General features: G+C 35.3%; 15 protein-coding genes and 1 other annotated feature. Of the genes, 6 read left to right on the forward strand and 9 right to left on the reverse strand.

Annotation, left to right across the window (positions count from 1 at the left end; all coding sequences use genetic code 11):
- Nucleotides 1-112: 112 nt before the first annotated feature.
- Nucleotides 113-1,129 (reverse strand): DUF4179 domain-containing protein, encoded by a 1,017-nt coding sequence (locus ACFCYJ_RS20920; protein ID WP_376076592.1) that lies wholly within the window; start codon nucleotides 1,127-1,129, stop codon nucleotides 113-115.
- Nucleotides 1,126-1,644 (reverse strand): RNA polymerase sigma factor, encoded by a 519-nt coding sequence (locus ACFCYJ_RS20925; RefSeq protein ID WP_376076594.1) that lies wholly within the window; start codon nucleotides 1,642-1,644, stop codon nucleotides 1,126-1,128. Before ACFCYJ_RS20925 ends, ACFCYJ_RS20920 begins: the two co-directional genes overlap by 4 nt.
- A gap of 377 nt (nucleotides 1,645-2,021) precedes the next feature.
- Between ACFCYJ_RS20925 and ACFCYJ_RS20930 the strand changes: the two genes are divergently transcribed.
- Nucleotides 2,022-3,686: a methyl-accepting chemotaxis protein gene (locus ACFCYJ_RS20930; RefSeq protein ID WP_376076597.1), complete on the forward strand. Its 1,665-nt coding sequence runs from the start codon at nucleotides 2,022-2,024 to the stop codon at nucleotides 3,684-3,686.
- A 74-nt stretch (nucleotides 3,687-3,760) separates the two neighbouring features.
- Here the strand turns inward: ACFCYJ_RS20930 and ACFCYJ_RS20935 are convergent, their stop codons facing one another.
- Together ACFCYJ_RS20935 and tyrS are read right to left on the reverse strand one after the other, a co-directional pair.
- The gene (locus ACFCYJ_RS20935; RefSeq protein WP_376076599.1) at nucleotides 3,761-5,533 is read right to left on the reverse strand and encodes an oleate hydratase; all 1,773 of its coding nucleotides are present in this window, start codon (nucleotides 5,531-5,533) and stop codon (nucleotides 3,761-3,763) included.
- A 390-nt stretch (nucleotides 5,534-5,923) separates the two neighbouring features.
- Entirely contained in the window at nucleotides 5,924-7,138 is a 1,215-nt protein-coding gene (gene tyrS / locus ACFCYJ_RS20940) for a tyrosine--tRNA ligase (RefSeq protein WP_376076601.1), read from the reverse strand.
- A gap of 76 nt (nucleotides 7,139-7,214) precedes the next feature.
- Nucleotides 7,215-7,456, reverse strand: a binding site (T-box leader).
- A 142-nt stretch (nucleotides 7,457-7,598) separates the two neighbouring features.
- Between tyrS and ACFCYJ_RS20945 the strand changes: the two genes are divergently transcribed.
- From ACFCYJ_RS20945 to ACFCYJ_RS20960, 4 genes are all read left to right on the forward strand, one after another.
- Nucleotides 7,599-7,799, forward strand: a complete 201-nt coding sequence (locus tag ACFCYJ_RS20945) for a hypothetical protein (RefSeq protein WP_376076604.1) — start codon at nucleotides 7,599-7,601, stop codon at nucleotides 7,797-7,799.
- Between the two features lie 485 nt (nucleotides 7,800-8,284).
- Nucleotides 8,285-9,214: a helix-turn-helix transcriptional regulator gene (locus ACFCYJ_RS20950; protein WP_376076606.1), complete on the forward strand. Its 930-nt coding sequence runs from the start codon at nucleotides 8,285-8,287 to the stop codon at nucleotides 9,212-9,214.
- A gap of 91 nt (nucleotides 9,215-9,305) precedes the next feature.
- Nucleotides 9,306-10,238 carry an alpha/beta fold hydrolase gene (locus tag ACFCYJ_RS20955; RefSeq protein WP_376076608.1) on the forward strand — a complete coding sequence of 311 codons (933 nt, stop codon included), beginning with the start codon at nucleotides 9,306-9,308 and terminating at the stop codon, nucleotides 10,236-10,238.
- Entirely contained in the window at nucleotides 10,223-10,792 is a 570-nt protein-coding gene (locus ACFCYJ_RS20960; protein ID WP_376076611.1) for a YdeI/OmpD-associated family protein, read from the forward strand. The genes ACFCYJ_RS20955 and ACFCYJ_RS20960 overlap by 16 nt, the downstream gene beginning before the upstream one ends.
- Nucleotides 10,793-10,812: 20 nt before the next feature.
- Here the strand turns inward: ACFCYJ_RS20960 and ACFCYJ_RS20965 are convergent, their stop codons facing one another.
- Both ACFCYJ_RS20965 and ACFCYJ_RS20970 read right to left on the reverse strand, forming a co-directional pair.
- Nucleotides 10,813-11,496 (reverse strand): DUF554 domain-containing protein, encoded by a 684-nt coding sequence (locus ACFCYJ_RS20965; protein WP_376076613.1) that lies wholly within the window; start codon nucleotides 11,494-11,496, stop codon nucleotides 10,813-10,815.
- 27 nt (nucleotides 11,497-11,523) lie between these two features.
- The gene (locus ACFCYJ_RS20970) at nucleotides 11,524-11,682 is read right to left on the reverse strand and encodes a MerR family DNA-binding transcriptional regulator (protein ID WP_376076615.1); all 159 of its coding nucleotides are present in this window, start codon (nucleotides 11,680-11,682) and stop codon (nucleotides 11,524-11,526) included.
- A 329-nt stretch (nucleotides 11,683-12,011) separates the two neighbouring features.
- Here ACFCYJ_RS20970 and ACFCYJ_RS20975 point away from each other — a divergent pair, with 329 nt between their 5' ends.
- Nucleotides 12,012-12,524 carry a DUF6609 family protein gene (locus ACFCYJ_RS20975; RefSeq protein ID WP_376076663.1) on the forward strand — a complete coding sequence of 171 codons (513 nt, stop codon included), beginning with the start codon at nucleotides 12,012-12,014 and terminating at the stop codon, nucleotides 12,522-12,524.
- Nucleotides 12,525-12,825: 301 nt separating this feature from the next.
- Here ACFCYJ_RS20975 and ACFCYJ_RS20980 read toward each other — a convergent pair whose 3' ends face one another.
- The 3 genes from ACFCYJ_RS20980 to ACFCYJ_RS20990 all read right to left on the reverse strand — a co-directional run bounded on the left by ACFCYJ_RS20980 (nucleotide 12,826) and on the right by ACFCYJ_RS20990 (nucleotide 17,094).
- Nucleotides 12,826-14,265 (reverse strand): MDR family MFS transporter, encoded by a 1,440-nt coding sequence (locus ACFCYJ_RS20980; protein WP_376076618.1) that lies wholly within the window; start codon nucleotides 14,263-14,265, stop codon nucleotides 12,826-12,828.
- Between the two features lie 680 nt (nucleotides 14,266-14,945).
- The gene (locus ACFCYJ_RS20985) at nucleotides 14,946-16,574 is read right to left on the reverse strand and encodes a DUF4179 domain-containing protein (RefSeq protein ID WP_376076621.1); all 1,629 of its coding nucleotides are present in this window, start codon (nucleotides 16,572-16,574) and stop codon (nucleotides 14,946-14,948) included.
- Complete coding sequence (locus tag ACFCYJ_RS20990; protein WP_376076624.1) at nucleotides 16,561-17,094, reverse strand: RNA polymerase sigma factor; 534 nt, start codon at nucleotides 17,092-17,094, stop codon at nucleotides 16,561-16,563. Before ACFCYJ_RS20990 ends, ACFCYJ_RS20985 begins: the two co-directional genes overlap by 14 nt.
- Nucleotides 17,095-17,532 lie beyond the last annotated feature (438 nt).

A 17,532-nucleotide genomic window follows, 5' to 3' on the forward strand; every position in this document is an offset into this window, starting at 1 on the left:
TCTTGTACGCTTTATTATTGATAAACAAAAATGAAAAAGTACATTAGCGATATAGCTGCTAATGTACTTCATAATAAGTCTAGTCATTACTCCGAAACATTAGAACACTCTATTATTCTTTACTTATTAATTTTAATTCTTCATAGCCCTTTATATTTAAGCTTATTTGTTTTTCTTTATTCCAAATACTATAAGGGTAAACTAAATTAACAACGGTTTTTCCATCTTTCACTTCTACAGAGACTCCTCGTGCATAAAAGGACTCTCCCTTTCCATTTGTTAATGCCCATTCAAAAAATTGATTTTCATCCTCGGCAAGGTCTGCGTCGAACAGTAAAGATACATGCATAGAGCCATTCGTAAGGGTTGCTGATTGAAGTTGAATACCCTCAACAGCTTTTTCCGCTACAAATGATTGCGTTACAACCTTCATTGGTGTCAATGTAAATGGCCATTCTCCATTAATAGTGACAATCCCTTTCTTCTCTGTATAGAAATGAATTGTTTCAATTACTAATTGAGCGTTATCTAAGGAAGGCCACGCCATCTCTTTGGATTCTAATAAAAGTTCTAATATCATAGATTGATCGTTCTCTTTTAGCGTGTTCATATATGGGCTTGCCGAAATTATTGTTGGGGCGAGAGGCTTTGTGTCTGACACGTGGGAGTCAATTTCTTTCCCTGCCGAATCATACATACGATATTCAATGTCTACGTTATAAATATCTTTTATATCCATATTTTTCGGCAAAATTTCCATTTGAAACCCTACACGGTAGGCATCAGCAAATGTATTTTCAAGTATGACCGTAACATCTTGTGAACTTTCCGATACCCCAATATATTGTACTTCACCATTTTGACTAGCAAGTTCAATCCCAGCATCTTGGAAACCTAGAAATGCTTTTAGTTTAGCCATTGCTGTACCATTTGATAAAATCACACCCGAAGCGAGCACTGCACATGCAGCCGCAGCTGAAATAGGCTTCAACCAACGTTTTTTTGTCTTTTTCTTTGATGTAGAGCGGATCTCTGTATAGGAACGATCAAAAGCTTTTTGCACAATTTCCGGTATTTCTTGTTCTCTATTCATTTCCTCATGTAAACGGTCGTCTAATGATTTTTTCATAGTAAATGTACCTCCTCAACATAATAATTATTTTTCAAATATTGCTTCGCCCTGGAAATCCTCGACTTAATCGTCCCCTCTGATTCATGAAGAAATTCGCTTATTTCCTTTGTCGTGAGCCCATTCACATAATAAAGCGTTAAAGCAATGCGATAACTCTCGTCTAGACTTTCTAATGCCTCATCAAGCTCAAGAGAAATTTGATCTTGGTGTCGCAGTTCATGCAATGTCGTTACATCCAGTGGTACAGTACGTTGATCCTGCTTCATAAAGCGATAACAGTTATTTAAAAGTATTCGACAAATCCATGTATTAAAATATTTTGCTTCTTTTAGAGAATCTATTTTTTCAAACGCTGTCAAAATCGTATCTTGTAGAAGGTCTGCAATATCCTCATCTTTCAAACCAAGTCGTTTGGCCGTCCGATAAAGTGTCATTTCGTATTGACGGATTAATTGTATAAACGCTTCTCCATCGCCCTTCTTTGCTTTTTTTACAAGAAACTCGGATTGCATGTCATCACCTCTTTTTTCTCTTTCATACCGTTAGAGCATTTTGATTGATCGTTAGTTGCATCGATTTATTATTTTATAACATTAAAAAAGCAACCGACGATATAAAGTCGGTCGCCACTTACTAACACAAATTGTAAATAAGAGGATATTTAAAACAACTGACACTGTTTACTCTCCTAAAACAGGTATTTAAACCTTATTCAAAACTTTATAAAATTATCAAAAACCAAAGGACTTTTATACCCCAATACATCACATCTTAAGTAATAAGCCTATCAATTTATTATTGACATTCATATTTTATTGCATAATACTATACTTAAAATTTGAGTTTTCGTAGGCATAAAGTTCCAACAAAACTCAAAGGAGGAAAACATTTGAAAAGTAAAAGTATTAAGCGACGATTATTGTTTTTTACATTAAGTTTGTTGTTATTGTCATCTGTAATCAATTCCGTATTAGGTGTATGGATTGTTGGCAAAAATAGTAAGGATGTTTTAATTGAGAAAGCCAATGAACAGGTCTATGAAATCGCAAAGCAAGCGGAAACTATATTAGAATCTGAGAGTGATCCCATCTCATCTTTACAAGATTTTGTGGAATTAAAAGCAAAACAAGAGAATGTAACTTATGCAATTGTCATTGATACGAATGTAAAAGCTGTGGCGCATAGTGATAAAGGAAAATTAGGAAAAGTATATGAGGATGCATACACAATCGATGGTGCTAAAAACGGAAAAAAGCAATTTACAAGATGGTATGCTGAAGTTCAAAGTATATGGACTTATGACATCATGGAGCCAATCTATAAAGATGGCAAGCTTTATGGAGTAATTGATATTGGGGTGCCTGAAAGCGGTATTCAATCTATTACAAACTCTGTACTAAGCTATCAGATTATTACAGGCATAGTTAGTTTTATAATCATAGGTGCTTTAATGTCGTTGATTATCGGTCGCATTGTTGCCGCTATTAAGAATCTTGAAAATATCATTCATCAAACTACAAGCTTAGACTTTACCGCAAATCCAAAATTAGAAAAGCTTTTAAATCATCAAGATGAAATTGGTCTTATGGCAAAAGGCATCTCTGGCATGCAATCGGCATTAAAGAATGTTACCGGCAACATACATAATACTAGCTCAGAGTTATCAGATTCCTCAGAGATTCTTATTCAAGTAGCAGAAGATACGGTACGTACGACTGACGAAATTAGCTCGGCTATAAATGAAATAGCAAAAGCTACAGAAGAGCAGGCTCATGATACAGAAAAAAGTGCTGAACAATTAAATCAACTATCCGGAAATATTGATCGTGTTATTGAGCGCACTGAGAAGATCGCTTCCATGACAGAGGATATTGATCATTTAAGTAATCAAGGTGTAGAAACGATCAACCAACTCTCTATTTGGTCAGAGAAGAATCGCGAATCTTCACAACAGGTAAGTAACATCGTTCAAGAAGTAAATAAAACTTCATCTGATATATCAAGTATTGTCAATACCATTACAGATATCGCAACGCAAACTAATTTATTAGCTCTAAATGCATCCATTGAGTCAGCTCGCGTAGGTGAAGCAGGTAAAGGCTTCGCGGTTGTTGCTGATGAAATTCGAAAATTATCGGAACAGACATCTATTGCCACTGAAGATATTAAGAATAAAATCTCCGCAATTCAGGGTATTTCTAAAAGTGCTGTGCAGGAAATTAGTACAAGCCTTAGCATTGTCGAACAAAACGCAAAAGCTACAGAGGATACTAGCGAAATCTTTAATACAATCAAGGTAGCTCTAGATCAAACGAGTGAAGTGGCACAAGAGGTGAAACATTTATCTCATGAAATGGATGAGCGCAAGGAGCAAATCATTAGTGCAGTTCAAAACATATCTGCTTCTGCAGTAGAAACTTCTGCAGGAACAGAACAAGTTTCAGCATCCGCAAATGAACAGCTTAAAGCCATCGAGACTGTTTCTGAAAAAGCTAAGGATCTAACCGCTATGGTTGATGCTTTAAGAGATGAAATGAAAAAATTTACTATTTAACTGAACAAAGCAAGACTAGATAGTATTGCAAAAAAGCTGATTCAATTATGAATCAGCTTTTTTAGTATATATCTTTATATCAATTTACTGTCTTTGAGTAAATCATAGATGATCGTGTCTTTTGTTTTATGAATACCAAATTTACCTATTTGTTTTAAGATAAATGGAGCATCTACGTCTGTTAATTTTTTACCATCTAGTAAGCGAGCAGTTGAAGCGAGCAAAGTACGAATATCATAAGTAGATGCAAACACTTCTGGAACGCCTCGATCAATATCTAACAATTGATAAACAGCTTCCATCGCTGTTCTTACTGAATATTCTGTTGTGAATACAGTGTCTCTTTCTGTTTCACTAAAATTACCCATGAAGGCTAAGTTAACCGATCCATTAGGGACGACTAAAGGACGATCTCCCATTGCTCTAGGCATGAAGTAAGATGTTATATAAGGCATGTAACATGGAATTGTATTACAAGAATTTTGTGCTAAATCCGGTATTTCGTCTACAGGCACACCCATATGGTACAACCACTCTTGTGCTATCTCACTTCCAGAGCATTCCGTAATACTCTTTTTAATAAAATCACCTGGTTTATTAGATAGTAAACCATAAATCCAAACTACTAATTGGTCTTTTGGTTGATCTTTAAAATGAGGTTGTCGGTTCAATGTATAGCTTAGCATCCAATTTGAATCTGTAGCAGTTACAATACCACCAGTAACTACCTTGCCTGCATATGGATCTCTTTTACTGATTTTTTCAATATATGGAGCAACTCGATCATCCAATGTAGTTAGTGTTGCTGAAACAAACCAACTTTCTTCCGGAAGATCATCGCAGAACTTTTCTGGTCTACCAAACTCAGAGTCTTGAGAAGCGATGTTTTTCCAAAGTGACCAGCTTCCGCCTAAATCAGTGCTTATAGGGGCTGGCGTATTATTGTCACCATATGTTGTACTCTCCGTGATACTACCATTTGTCACAAATACTAATTCATTTTCTGTTAGCTCAATATTCTTTTTCACACCATCTTGTTTTAACACTAAAGTATGAGCTACCTTTTTATCGCCAACTTTATCAACTAAAACATTCTCTACAACCGTATTAAATTGGAAATCAACATTATGGCTTTCCAAATATTTAATCATAGGAAGTACTAAAGATTCATACTGGTTATATTTTGTAAATTTTAAGGCAGATAAATCAGGTAGACCCCCAACATGATGAATGAAACGCATAATATAACGACGCATTTCCATTGCTGAATGCCATTTTTCAAAAGCAAACATCGTAGACCAATATAGCCAGAAATTCGATTCGAAAAACTCTTCCGAGAAAACATCTGTAATTTTTACATCGTCTAATTTCTCTTCAGGCGTAAAGAATAATTTAATCATTTCTTCAGATGCTTTATCAGATAATGTAAACTTACCATCATCCTCAAGTCTTTGCCCTCTATTTTCAATTAATCTACATTTTGAATAGTTAGGATCCTCTTTATTTAACCAATAAAATTCATCTAAAACAGAAGCGTTTTCTATTTCTAAAGATGGGATTGAACGGAATAAGTCCCATAAGCATTCAAAATGATCTTCCATTTCACGACCACCACGAATAATGAAACCTCTAGTCGGATTTAGAATACCATCAAGGCTACCTCCCGAGATATCTAGTTCTTCGAGAATATGAATATTCTCACCTTTCATTTGACCATCACGAATTAAAAAACATGCGGCTGACAGTGAAGCTAGCCCCGAACCAACAAGATACGCTGATTTCTCATCAACACCCACAGGTTTTTTAGGACGTGCGAAAGCCTCATAATTACCATTACTGTAATACATAATACCGCCTCCATAAACTATTATCGTGATATAGCATACCATTATTTCACATGATAATGGTAAAATGAGAAAGAAATTAACAAAAAATTCAATTTCGGAGTTGGAATGCAGAAATGCATATCCTTCTAATTTGACATAGCATTTTATTGTATTTTTATACCAAAATCTTTTATAGCAAGGAACTTACAATACATGAAAAGTAGATTCTTCTTTTAGCGATTACACTTGAAGGCACTTGGATTGATTACATAATTCTCCTTCTATAATAGAACTATATGGCTATCCTAAACGGTTAAAGTTTACAACCTTTTGAGGACAGCCTTGCATAATTATTATATTAAGAAACTAAAAAAGGAAGAAAAAGGAACAGAAGGATGGTTCAGGCCCCCCTTATTTTATAAATCGTACAAATCGTTTCTTCCCAATTTGCAAAACTTCTCCATTCATTACTATTCTATCAGTATCATCTACAGTAAGTTTTTCACCATTTATAGAAACACCATTTTGTTTGATTAATCGTATAAATTCACTTTTACTTTGAATATAATCATTGGCAATTAATGCTGGAATAATATCTAGTACAGATTCTTTTCCTATTTCGATTAACATTGAGGGGATGTTATCCGGGATTTTTTTCTTTTGAAATGCTGTTTCAAAATATTGCTCCGCTTCCTTCATAGATTCTTCCCCATGATATAAAGTAGTAATAATTTCTGCTAACTCTAGTTTGATATCTCGCGGATTTTCACCTTTTAATAATCGTTTTTCCACTTCTTTTATCACTTTAGGATGCTCATCTGTTGCAAGTTCAAAGTATTTAATAATTAATGCATCAGGTACTTCCATTACTTTTTTGAACATTACTTCTGGTGCTTCATTTACGCCAATATAATTCCCTAAGCTTTTACTCATTTTTTCAACACCATCTAAACCTTCTAATAACGGCATGAAAATGGCAATTTGTTTCTCCAGCCCTAAATGCTTTTGTAATGTACGCCCCATTAAAATATTAAACGTTTGGTCGGTACCGCCTAATTCAATATCAGCAAAAATTTCGACTGAATCATACGCTTGCATTAATGGATAGAAAAATTCATGAATGCCAATTGGTACCTGACTGTTATAGCGTTTTTGGAAATCATCACGTTCTAAAATACGCGCTACAGAAGTCGTCGCAGCTAATTTGATAACCTCCTCAAATGTTAACGTTGATAACCACTCACTATTAAAACGCACCGTGGTCTTTTCCTTATCTAAAATTTTAAAAATTTGCTCACAATATGTTTTAGCGTTTTCTTTTACAATTTCATCACTTAACGCATTGCGCCCTTTGGCTTTACCTGTTGGGTCTCCTATACGTCCTGTAAAATCACCAATAATAATGACCACTCGATGACCTAAATCTTGCATTTGTTTAATTTTTCGTAGCACAACAGCATGCCCTAAATGAATGTCTGGCGCAGAAGGATCTAAACCCAGCTTAATCGTTAAAGGCTTTTGTTCCTTAAAAGAATGTGCTAATTTTGCTAATAACTCTTCTTCATTAACAATCTTACCTACACCCTTTTGAATAATTTCTAATTGTTCCTCTGGTTTTAAAAACATACAATGCAACTCCTTAATATTGAATTAATATTGCAAGTTCTATAAGAGCAAAAAAAAATGTCCTTTAGGAATCAACCTAAAGGACGTGTATGAACGTGTTACCACCTTAATTTAAGAGTTATTTACATAACCCTTCTCAATAGGTACGGCTAAATGGCGATACCTTTGCATTGATTACGGATGCAAACCCGTCGTAGCCTACTAAAGTTCGGTACGCAGCTCCAAGATGTATTCATTTTAACTTTCCTTGCGCCTCTCATCGACCGGCTACTTTCTGTAAGTTCCATTAAAACTACTCGTTCTCTTCAACGCTTTTACTCTTATATTCCAAATTGTTATCAACAATTTTTCGTTATGCAAATCTTGTTAATTATTATAGTCCCTTTATTCGAATTGTCAATAAACTGGTTTTTAAGCATCATAACGTGGGGGTGATTTCCGCTCCAGCTGGGGGCGTCCGATGAGCCGCTTGGGCCAACATGATGTTGGTCACGAAGGCGTTATCACAGGATGTGATGCTCTTAGCCTTCGTTCCTCTATTGCTGATCCCCAAGGAGTCGCCCAGCTGGAACGAAGATCAACTTATATTCATGGTATACGTTTTACATTCCATCCCCTAACACAGTACTGCCACCAATTATATAAATCTTCTTCGTCTTGATTTTTTCCCACCCATTCGCTTCACAAAACTTTTCGTCCATACTCCAATGAAGAAAAAATTATAATCATCATTTTTCAAAGGGCTAAAAACTATTTTTTAGTATCCGAATCAATTTCATATCTCTGAGCCCTTGGAGCTCTAAGTTTAAAACGACAAAAAAATAGGGTACCTCCCCAAATCCTGTATAATGAGAGTTACGACACACACATTAACAGACTGGAGAGATACCCCTATGTCAATCAGATTTACAATTGTACAGGGAAGAAAGCTAAAGTCCATTTTGATTTGGTTCATCTTGCGTACAACGCCTGCAAACTGGCAGTTGATCGGCTTTCCCAACTACAACTTTCTGTAGCATAATTAGCTATTTCATTCGTTTTTTTAAGAAATCATCGAAATTCTGTTTCTTTATGATTTTTTAAAAGTGCGTATTATGAAATTGATTCTACTACATAATAAAAAAATATATTTTTAAGGAGAACAAGATGAAAATAGAACGTATGTTAACCATTATTGTGATGTTACTTAATAGAAATCGTGTAACAGCAAATGAATTGGCTGAGAAATTTGAAGTGTCGGTCCGGACTATTTACCGAGATATTGAAACAATCAATCTAGCTGGTATTCCCATCATTTCCCATTCCGGAAACAATGGTGGATTCAGCATTTATGAGAGTTATAAATTAAATCATCAAGTACTAACTCTTAATAACCTGTCCTCCCTTCTTTCTGTTCTCAAGGATATTAATTTCACAGTTGACGACATTGAGTTAGAATCATCCATAGAAAAACTACAAAATATCATTCCTAAAAACAAGGTAGATTATCTAAAGCTGCATATGGAACAAATCATCATTGATTTACATCCTTATGGAGACTCTCCAAATCAAAAAGCATTAGTTAAGACGCTAAGGAAAGCTATTACACAGACTAATTTACTGACTATTGACTACAGAAATTATGATAATATCGTCAGCAAAAGACAAGTTGAGCCTATGTCGCTCATATTTAAAAATTATACTTGGTATTTATTTGCTTATTGTCTTTCAAAAGAAGACTTCAGAATATTTAGAGTTTCCCGTATAAGTGATTTTCACATTGAAAATCACTCATTTGAACGTCGAGAAAAATCCTATCATGAGATTATGGCATTATTAAATGAACAAACAACAATGACAACAATTGTCTTAAAAGTTTCCCCTCAAATGAAGTCTCGTGTGAAGGATGTTTTTAATAAAGAAGATATTGCGGTGTTAGAAACAGGTGAACTTCTTGTTACAGCTACATTCCCCGAAAAAGAATGGTTGTTCTCTCTCATATTTAGTTTTGGAGAGCATATAGAGGTCTTAGCTCCAAAAGAAATGCGCAAAAAAATTGCTTCCAAACTCAGATTGATGGCTGACAAATATCATTAAGTGAGTTTCTCAAAGCTGACAGACCGTTGTCAAACGTCCATGATAATATTGTCATTGTAAGATACTTTTATTTTAATTAGGAGGATGTTAAATGACAAACAATTATGAATTTCCAACACCAACACTTATCTCAGGTAACGGTGTGGAGCTAGAGGTTTTTGAAGCTGGACAAAAAAATGGGGGGCAACCTATCGTTCTCTGCCACGGATGGCCAGAGCATGCCTTTTCTTGGAGACATCAAGTGACTCCTCTTGTAGAAGCAGGTTATCACGTTATTATTCCTAATCAACGAGGGTATGGAGAGTCTTCTTGCCCAAAAGAAGTCACAAAATATGATATTGAACATTTAACGGGTGATCTTGTTGCTCTTTTGGATCACTACCAATACAAAGATGCCATTTTTATGGGCCATGATTGGGGCGCAAGTGTTGTTTGGAGTATGGCTTTGCTGCATCCAGAACGTGTTAATAAAATGATTAACTTATGCTTGCCCTACCAAGTTCGAGGAGAGAGACCTTGGATTGATTTTATGGAAGAAGCTTTTGGCGATGATTACTATTTTGTTCACTTTAACAAACAACCAGGTGTTGCAGATGCTGTATTAGACGAAAATGCAGCCCAATTTCTTCGTAACTTATATCGAAAGAATGTTCCATCACAAGGCTCTGTTGAAGGAATGGAAATGATTAATCTAGCTAAAGCAACCCAGCCGTTAGGTGAACCTGTTATGAGCGATGATGATCTTTCTGTTTATATCACAGCCTTCAATAAGACAGGTTTCACTCCAAGCATCAATTGGTACAGAAATTTAAATCGTAATTGGCATTTATTAGGTGACGCATCTCCTATTCTTCATCAGCCAACATTGATGATTTATGGTGAGAAAGATATTATTCCGCCGCTTCCAAATATAAAAGATTTTGTACCTAATATAGACATTAAGAGTTTAAACACTGGTCATTGGATTCAAGAAGAAAGACCTGAAGAGCTTAATCAAATGATTTTAGAATGGCTGGAAAAATGAGTGAAGTGCTATTTTTTAGTAATCAAACAGAATTTATTGATTGGTTGGATATTCATCACCAAACAGCTAGTGAAATTTGGGTAGTTTTTTTAAAGAAAAAGACCAATAAAGCAAGTCTCACTTGGTCCGAATCAGTAGATTGTGCACTGTCATTTGGTTGGATTGATGGGATACGAAAAACAGTTGATGAAGATTGCTATAAAATTCGCTTTACTCCACGTAAGCCTAATAGCCTCTGGAGTAAAGTTAATGTGCAAAAGGTGCATAAACTGATAGAACACAATCAAATGAGGCCTGAGGGATTGACTGTTTTCAATCAAAGAAATGATCAAACAGGTTATTCTTCCGTTCATAGGAACGTTACTTTAACGAAAGAATATGAGGATGAAATTAGAAAACATCCAAGTTCTTGGGAATTTTTTAATCAGCTTCCACCTTCGTACAGAAGAGATTCTATTTGGTGGGTAATGAGTGCTAAAAAAGAAGAAACTCGGCTAAGAAGATTGAATCGATTAATTGTTTCATGGGACAAGGGAGAAATGTTAAGACCCTAGATTATTGTAGCTTTAGATAACTAAAGCCCCGCTAAATGAATAATTAAAAATACTATAGGAGGAATCATTAATGCTGGCAGAAGATTTAACGTATTAAATTTCTTGATCCCCAAAATACTTAAACCTGAAGCTAATATTAATATACCTCCTACAATAGTCACTTCATTTAGAAGGTCATTACTTAAAGAATTCTCCATTAATATCGCAATTAAATAAATAGAACCTTGCCATACAAATAATACTATCCCTGCAACAGCTATCCCAATACCAAAAGTGGAAGCTAAAACAATTGAAGTAATTCCATCCAACATACCGTTTGCAAGCAGATATGTATAGTCTCCCTTTAACGCAGCCTCAACGGGACCTAAAATTGATAAAGTTCCAATACAAAATAATAAGATAGCAGTCGATAACCCTTCAGCTAAATTACCCTTAGAGTACTTATTTACTAAAGCATTAAATCTTGTTTCTAACTTTAGTTTTTGACCTAGCAAACCTCCTATAGCTAAACTTACAATAAAAAGCACTGGATATTTGCTTGAAGGTAAATGTTGTACTAGTGCATTTATTCCTAATCCCATAGCTACTAGCCCCATAGCCTGCATTAAAATATTATGATATTCATCTTTTATCCCCTTTTTAAAGATGCTTCCCACAATACTCCCTACTATTATCATCATTGTGTTAAATATTGTTCCAATCATAATCATTTCTCCTATTAAATAATACTTTTAACCCAAAATATAAACCCTCGTTGAATAGTATCTATATCCGTTTTTTATGTCAATTTGAATAGGCTTTAATATTCCAATTTCATCATAATGTCTTAAAGTCTTTATAGTTGTATTATGAAGCTTAGCCATCTCCCCTATTGAAAATCGATTCTTCATTTAAATCTTCCTTTGGTCATAAGATATGTTTAATTTATTTTATCACAATACAGTTCATTGACCGTTATTAGTGGAACAGAACTAGGCAGCTCCGAATGACTTTTTTATAAACAATGCAACTTAATTTGGATCTATATATTTATCACTTCGACAGATTGTGACAAAAAAATGTAATACAATTTGATAAATTATTCTAGAAATCTATTATTCGAAGGAGATAAAAGAAAACATGAGCTCTAAATGTTTCGCGTACTTACTACATATTTAGTAGCAACAACTTAAAGTGGTTGAAGTTAGCTTATCGTGTTATTCGAGAATGGAGAATAAATATGGAGACACAAACCTACAAATATCCAAGACAAAAGATTAATGGGATTTGGCTAATAATAGCTGGCTTAGCAATGTTCTTACTCTTAATAAAATATAACGGCTATCCAAATATTTGGCCTTTTTCCATCATATATGCGATAGGTATAATTTGGCAATTAAGCCCTAAAACACGGGAGAAGTTAGCAGTCGGTCCTGGAACGCAGGAACAAAAAAAGTGGTCTAATTTTTCAATTTTTTTATTAGCTATTTTAGTCTTTGTCAGTTTTCACTTTTTCGCCGATGATTATAGAACTTGCTGGCTATTAATTCTTTTAGCAGTCAGCGTTCATTTTTTACCTTTTATCCCTGTCCACTGGAAATTAATGCTTTTTCTATCAATCAGTTTAATAATCAATGCATTCATAGGATTAATTATTACTAATGTAAGTCTAGATATCTTTTTCGTAATAGATGGCCTAATAAAGATTTTATTCGGTGTTATTTTTATTAAGCTAAGTCCTACGAATTTTTAAAGAAATTAGGTTTCTGTTTCGCAGTGATTCTTACAACAAATAAAAGAATCCATTTTGAATAAAGGACTGATCAAAATGGATTCCTTCCTAAACTTTGTAATATTCCCCACATACAAACGCCCGGTTGACCTGTTTTCATTTTGTCTTGATTGTAGATACTTGTATAAATGCACATACGGCCCGTGCCCCAGTTCCGCCGCTTTAAACTCTACAAGCAAATAATAACCTTAAGTAATCATGTTTTAAAAAAATAAGCTATAAAGAAAAATTTCTTCACAGCTTATTTTTATATAATTATTTTTTATTGCTCACTAGTTTGTGTGGATGGCTTTAATAAGAACCAAACAATTACTAAAGTTGCTAGTGCTAATATAAAAGTACCCATATAAATAAAATGTACACTTGAAGCTAATGCTTCTTGCGATTCGGTTACTACGTTTGCTGTAGTTCCTTCATGTCCACCAGAAGTTACAAGGTCAAGGTTTTTTATACCGCGTGCATGAATCATCGTGTTGAACATTGCCCCGAAAACTGCAGCTCCTAATGTTTGGCTAAACGTATTGATAAATGTGTTTAAGCCAATTGCTGTCCCGCGCGTATGATTTGGAACAGCCGCTTGAATTGTTACCATATAGATAGGTGTTATAAGCCCCATGCCTAAGCCGAATAATCCAACTGCAACATAAATTAGGAATGCTGGTGAATCTGTCGACAATGTAAATAATGAAAAGGCAGCAACCGAAAGAACGCTAGCTCCAAGTAGAATGATTTGTTTCGTATTTAAGCTACCAACTAATTTACCTGAAAAAATAGTGCCAAATGTCCACATTACAGGAAGTGGCATTAAAATGAGTCCGGCGTCTGTCGCATTCTTTCCTAATACACCTTGGCTCCAAATCGGAAGATACATTGTAATACTAATAATCATTGCACCAGAAATAAGAGTTAGTATATTTATAATAGATAATGTACGGTTAGAGAAAAGCGCTAGCGGAATTAATGGTTCCGGAGATTTTTTCTCAATGAATAAGAAAATAATGAATGAAACGGCTGCAAAGATTAAGAGGCCAATAATCGTCATGTCCCCCCAGTTTTGCTTACTGCTTCCTGTTAATAACGCGTATAGTAGAGCAATTGTACTTAATGAGAATACTGTTGCACCAAGATAGTCGATATGATGCTTAGCAGGCTTAATAGATTCTTTATAATAAATGACAATCATTATGCAAGCGATAATTCCAAATGGAACGTTTAAGAAGAAGATATAGCGCCAAGAAAGGGAATCAACTAAAAATCCGCCAACTAATGGTCCGATAACACCTGAGATACCCCAAACAGCACTAATCCAACCCTGTGCTTTTGCACGGTCCTTCACTTCGCTATATAAGTCACCCATGATGGTCATTGTTATTGGCATAATAGCGCCAGCACCTAGACCTTGAAGGGCACGAAAGACGATGAGCTGTTCCATCGATGTCACGACACCGCAAAGTGCAGAGCCAATTAAAAATATTGTAGCTCCGATAAGTAAAACTTTTTTACGACCGAATAAATCAGCCAGTTTCCCGTATATTGGCGTCGAAACAGCTGTGGCAAGCATATAAATTGCATAAACCCAACTAACAAGTTCGACGCCTGACAAATCACTCGTTATACGGGGGATTGCTGTACTAATAATTGTTCCTTCTACAGCAGAAAGAAATGTCATTAACATTAATGATAAAATAACTTTTTTTCTCATATTTTTCCCTTTCACTTCCATCTGGTTAAAAAACCCAATATATAACTAAGTATTTTTTATTATATATCAACTAATAACTATGTATCTTCTAAAACGTCAAATTGAATATCTCCACCATTGAAACGGATATCAATAAAACAATTATCGTCAGACCCCGTTAATTTCTCCATCTTCAACATTATGTACTTCAACTAATCTGCCCCGGTCAGCACAAAAGGCGATCACTCTAATTGAACAATCGCCCTCGTTAATGAAACAAGAAAAGTTATTCATTAACCTTCTTGATAATTCCTCATTATATAATTTACGAGACAATCATCAATTTTAACACAAATATCCATAAAAAAACCACCTCAAAGAATAGCTAAAGAGGTGATTTTTATCAAGCTTTATTACAAATTATCTATCTTTTTTACAAAGCTCAGAAGATGTGAAGAGATAATAAAGTTGTAAACTGAGAAAGTAGCAAAAAGAACGTTATCTCATTTAAAAGAGATTGTTACTGTTTAATTAAAAGGCCCAACTTCTCTGCAAATTAATATAGAGAAGTTGGGTTTTTACGTTACTTCATTTAGTTATATGAATAGGACTATCTATAGTAGGAGTTAGATTTTCAATGAATAATGTATCTCTTCAAGTTCTGTTAAATTCCCCCTGAGCTTCTGAAATACTAATGCAGGTCATTTTCCAGACTTAAGTGGAATACGAAGCTCTTCGTTTGGCTTATTGATTCCATAACTATAAATGTAAATATCTAGCTCTTTCTTGTCGAATTTCTCATAAACGTCCATAGATTTATTACTTTCATCATAAGATTCTGGTTCCCCTAAGATCTGTTCTTTACCGTCCAAATAATAAGTTCGATCGACTCCATCAAACATCGGGTCTGAACTCAAGGTTTCCACATAGAGGTTATTGTCCTTCAAATAATAAGTCCATGAGATTGGATACCCCGCAATGCTAGACGTTGTAGTTTGATGTTTTTCTGATATGTCAGTCAAATGGATTGGTTTGTCGTTCTCGTCTCCGTAAAAACCATCGATACGGTGCTTCGCGACGAGGGTTATAGGCTGATTAGCCAGAGAAGCTGCATCTAGCCCTACCACTTCAAAGCGTAGTTCTTCTTGTCCTTTACCCATAAGATACCCATTTAACAGAGTTCCACCTACATCTAGTTGATACTCTCTAAAAGGAAGAGTGTAGTAGTCTTCTTGAGTAATTTTCAAACGAACTTGGGTTGGTGTAACCTTCATTTCGTGGATTTTCGTTCCACCAGGCACATTGTCCATAGGGATATCTAGCACTTGCTTAAATGACGCATTTTCCAACTGTTTTTTGGAAAGATTCATATTTATGTTCCAAGTACTTTCTTTTGTTTCTAGTATGTGATCATAAGAAAGCTGGAATTTAGTTCCTTCTTCACGTAAGGTGTCAGACTTGTATATTTGACTCGTGTATGTTCTTTCGTCATGGAATGAAAAAGAAAGACTTTCTCCTTTTTTAACAGATTTATCCACATCATTGATTGCCTCAAAATCTATATGTCTGTTCTGCATTTCAGGATCCGTAACCTTAGCCTCTGATTTCAGGAGAACTTTACCTTCTGCTTGTTCAAAAGATTGTAAGGTTACACTGTCTATCCCATCCTTTTGAATTGGAAGCACTTGCGTAGTAGAGTCATTAGGATTATAGCTAATAGACTGCTTCTTATTGCCGATGAATTGGATCTTCTCCATTATAAACTCAACATCGGTCGTCTGCCCTTCGCCAACCCAGTCCGTTTCAAAATACCCCTGGAATTCACCAAGATTCTTATTCCACTCGTATCTATTATATCCTTCAATAAAGTTGCCCTTCGAATCTTTTAGTCCGATAAGTTTAAAATCTATATCCGTTATATCCTTTACATCCTGGGATGTTTCAGGTTTCAAACTATACAGCAGTACGGTTCTGTTCTCATCTATAAACGCCGTATGTACGGTTAACGTAACACCCTCCTTTGTAACGGATTGCTCAATCGTTTGACCTAAGCCCTGCTCTAATGCGGACTGAATACCTTCCCTATGAGAAAGCATGCTGGACCAGTCATAATTCAGAGCTGCATAAACTGGTGTAGCCATCAAAGCTACAGATAGCCCTGCCACCAATGCAAAGCGCTTTCGTTTTCGAGGACGGAGCACAACTGGTTCACCTCCAGCAACCTTTAGCTCGTCCTGCTGGATACTGCTCCACATCTGATCAAAGTCAGGGTAATCGACGTTATTTGAATCCTTCATTTGGTTTTTAACCTTGTTTTCAATGCGTTCCAAATTGGTTCTCTCCCTTCAACCATAAGTTGTTTTTGTGTTCAAGTTTTTTGCGCATGATTTTCAATGCCTTATGGAGTCTCGACTTCACTGTACCCACAGGAATCTGTAGGGTTTCAGCGATTTCTACCATGGATAGCTCACCGATATAGCGGAGGGTGACAACTGCCATCAATTTGTCTGGTAGTTGCTTTAGTAGTTCCTCCCATTCTTCCTGAGCTGTTTTTTCTACTACAATGGTGTCTACGGATTTAATTGAAAATGTGGCCTGCTCATGAAGCCATTGAACCTGACCCTGTTTATCACGCTGAGTCTGATTCCGTTTTAGCAAGTTTAAGCAATGGTTCATTGCGATGCGCATGATCCAGGCACGCGTATGCTCAATGTTTTGCCAATCCTGACGGAAAACGGTGATAAATACGTCATGGCAGAGATCTTCCGCATCTTGTGCGTTTCGCAACATGTAATAACATGTACGGTATACATCCTTGTTATAAGAATCGAATAATTCACGCTCTGTCAATCCAAGGCACTCCTTTCTTTGCGTTATACTTTATAAACAAATGACTATTGTAAAAGGTTCATCTTTTTTAGTAAAATTATTCTTCAATTATATTTAATTCCTTTTTGCATACTTTGTTATTCAATACTAAGACAGTAACAATAGAAGAGAAAGCTTTTATCCTATAGAAATCCCATCTTGTGCGTTCCGCAGCATGTAATAACATGTACGGTATTCATCCTTGTTATAAGAATCGTAATTCACGCTCTGTCAATCCAAGGCACTCCTTTCTTTGCGTTATACTTTATAAACAAATGACCAATGGGAAAGGTTCATCTTTTTTAGTAATATTATTCTTTAATTATATTTAATTCCTTTTTGCATACTTTGTTATTCAATACTAAGACAACTACATTAGAAGAGAAAGCTTTTATCCTAAAGAAACCCCGCATTTTGACA

Source organism: Lysinibacillus sp. NPDC056232 (assembly GCF_042267565.1).
GTDB lineage: Bacteria > Bacillota > Bacilli > Bacillales_A > Planococcaceae > Lysinibacillus.

Coding starts and splice junctions, on each gene's coding strand:
- ACFCYJ_RS20945 (WP_376076604.1), top strand. CDS start 7,599: ATGAGCCGCTTGGGCCAACATGATGTTGGTCACGAAGGCGTTATCACA.
- ACFCYJ_RS20965 (WP_376076613.1), bottom strand. CDS start 11,496: ATGATTGGAACAATATTTAACACAATGATGATAATAGTAGGGAGTATT.
- ACFCYJ_RS20925 (WP_376076594.1), bottom strand. CDS start 1,644: ATGCAATCCGAGTTTCTTGTAAAAAAAGCAAAGAAGGGCGATGGAGAA.
- ACFCYJ_RS20955 (WP_376076608.1), top strand. CDS start 9,306: ATGACAAACAATTATGAATTTCCAACACCAACACTTATCTCAGGTAAC.
- ACFCYJ_RS20920 (WP_376076592.1), bottom strand. CDS start 1,129: ATGAAAAAATCATTAGACGACCGTTTACATGAGGAAATGAATAGAGAA.
- ACFCYJ_RS20950 (WP_376076606.1), top strand. CDS start 8,285: ATGAAAATAGAACGTATGTTAACCATTATTGTGATGTTACTTAATAGA.
- ACFCYJ_RS20960 (WP_376076611.1), top strand. CDS start 10,223: ATGGCTGGAAAAATGAGTGAAGTGCTATTTTTTAGTAATCAAACAGAA.
- ACFCYJ_RS20935 (WP_376076599.1), bottom strand. CDS start 5,533: ATGTATTACAGTAATGGTAATTATGAGGCTTTCGCACGTCCTAAAAAA.
- ACFCYJ_RS20975 (WP_376076663.1), top strand. CDS start 12,012: ATGGAGACACAAACCTACAAATATCCAAGACAAAAGATTAATGGGATT.
- ACFCYJ_RS20970 (WP_376076615.1), bottom strand. CDS start 11,682: ATGAAGAATCGATTTTCAATAGGGGAGATGGCTAAGCTTCATAATACA.
- ACFCYJ_RS20980 (WP_376076618.1), bottom strand. CDS start 14,265: ATGAGAAAAAAAGTTATTTTATCATTAATGTTAATGACATTTCTTTCT.
- tyrS (WP_376076601.1), bottom strand. CDS start 7,138: ATGTTTTTAAAACCAGAGGAACAATTAGAAATTATTCAAAAGGGTGTA.